Source organism: Mycobacterium sp. TH-M82 (assembly GCF_057473605.1).
On sequence record NZ_JBYCKY010000463.1, the window covers coordinates 1 to 1,924 of the forward strand.

Annotated in this window: 3 protein-coding genes; 2 read left to right on the forward strand and 1 reads right to left on the reverse strand. The window is 70.9% G+C overall.

Going from position 1 to position 1,924, the window contains the following annotated elements; translation table 11 throughout:
* Window positions 1-549, reverse strand: a 549-nt coding sequence (locus tag AC2VON_RS14220) for an enoyl-CoA hydratase-related protein (protein WP_486953529.1), incomplete at its 3' end; no start/stop codon positions are given.
* Between the two features lie 132 nt (window positions 550-681).
* Here AC2VON_RS14220 and AC2VON_RS14225 point away from each other — a divergent pair.
* Together AC2VON_RS14225 and AC2VON_RS14230 are read left to right on the forward strand one after the other, a co-directional pair.
* A complete protein-coding gene (locus AC2VON_RS14225; protein ID WP_486953530.1) occupies window positions 682-1,776 on the forward strand; it encodes a CaiB/BaiF CoA transferase family protein in 1,095 nt (364 codons plus the stop codon).
* A 4-nt stretch (window positions 1,777-1,780) separates the two neighbouring features.
* A partial coding sequence (locus tag AC2VON_RS14230; RefSeq protein ID WP_486953531.1) for an SDR family NAD(P)-dependent oxidoreductase occupies window positions 1,781-1,924 on the forward strand: 144 nt, incomplete at its 3' end.

Genomic DNA, 1,924 nt, shown 5'->3' on the forward strand with positions numbered 1-1,924 from the left:
GGCAGCGGAGATCCGTTCGGCCAGCAGCGCCATCCGCATCGCGCGGGTCCGGCCGATCGCGGCGGCCACCAGCGCCGACGCGCCTCCGTCGGGCATCAGCCCGATCTTGGTGAAGGCCAGCAGGAAAAACGCTGTGTCCGAAGCCAGCACCAGGTCGCACGCCAACGCCAGCGACACGCCGACGCCGGCGGCCGGTCCCTGGACGACGGCGACCGTCGGACGGGGCAGCGCCACGATGGACCGCACCGCACGGTTGGCCTCCGCGACGATGTCGGTCGCCACCCCTGCGGGTCCGTCCGCGGCGTCGTCGCTGCCGATGCCGGCCCCGGAGCTGAAGCCGCGGCCGGCGCCGCCGAGCCGGACCGCGCGGACCCGCGGATCGCCGGCGGCGTACTCCATCGCGTCGGCAATCCCGGCCAGCACCGGGGTGGTCAGCGAGTTGAGGCTGTCGGGTCGGTCGATGGTCACCGACAGCACTCCGTCGGCCAGCGCCACCGAGAGGCCCTGCACGACGGTTAGCGCCTCGATTCCGCAATCAGCAGTGGTCATAGACATCACCTTAAAGAGGCCGGGATGCAGGCCCGGCAGGGGCGGCTGGAGAGGCGGCTGTCAAGATGCAAAACAGCGGTTGTCCGGCCGGAGCGGCCGACGCCGCCAGCGCAGACGACAGGGAGGTCGAAGATGGCGGGACCACTGCACGGCTTGCGGGTTGTGGAACTGGCCGGGATCGGCCCCGGCCCGCACGCGGCGATGATCCTGGGCGACCTGGGTGCCGACGTGGTGCACGTGGGCAGGCCGGGCGGGACAGCGGGGACGCCGAACGCCACCCTGCGCAACCGCCGGTTGGTCAGTGTCGACCTCAAGTCCGACCAGGGACGACAGTCGGTGCTCGACCTGGTGGCCAAGGCCGACGTGCTCATCGAGGGCTACCGCCCCGGCGTCACCGAGCGGCTGGGGCTGGGTCCGCAGGACTGCGCGAAGGTCAACCCGCGACTGGTCTACGCGCGGATGACCGGGTGGGGGCAGACCGGCCCGCGCAGCCAGCAGGCCGGCCATGACATCAACTACATCTCGCTTAACGGTGTGCTGCATACCATCGGCCGCGCCGGCCAGCGGCCGGTCCCGCCGCTGAACCTGGTCGGCGACTTCGGTGGGGGGTCGATGTTCTTGCTGGTCGGCATTCTTTCCGCGCTGTGGGAGCGGCAGGCCTCGGGCCGGGGCCAGGTGGTCGACGCGGCGATGATCGACGGGTCGTCGGTGCTGATCCAGATGATGTGGGCGATGCGGGCCAGTGGGGTGTGGTCCGACGAACGCGGCACCAACATGCTCGACGGTGGTGCGCCCTATTACGACACCTACGAATGCGCCGACGGCCGCTACGTGGCGGTCGGCGCTATCGAGCCGCAGTTCTACGCGGCGATGCTGGCCGGGCTGGGTCTGGACGCCGCCGATCTGCCCGCGCAGAACGACGTGAGCCGCTGGCCGGAGCTGCGAGCCCGGCTGGGCGAGGTGTTCGCCGCCAAAGACCGCGACCACTGGGCGGCGGTGTTCGCCGACACCGACGCCTGTGTGACACCGGTGCTGGCGTTCGGGGAGGTGCAAGACGAGCCGCACGTCGCCGAGCGCGACACCTTCTATGACGACGGGCCGGACCCCAAAGGCCCGCAACCGATGCCCGCACCGCGGTTCTCCCGCAGCGTGCCGGGTATCCCGACACCGAGCGTCCAGACCGATGCGGCGACCGTGCTGCGCGACTGGGCCGGCGGAAAGGAATGACCTGATGCAGATCAAAGACAGTGTCGCGGTGGTGACCGGTGGCGCCTCCGGATTGGGCTTGGCGACCACCAGACGGCTGCTCGACGCCGGTGCGCAGGTTGTGGTGCTCGACCTCAAGGGCGCCGACGTGGTGCGCGAGCTCGGCGAC

Coding starts and splice junctions, on each gene's coding strand:
- AC2VON_RS14225 (WP_486953530.1), top strand. CDS start 682: ATGGCGGGACCACTGCACGGCTTGCGGGTTGTGGAACTGGCCGGGATC.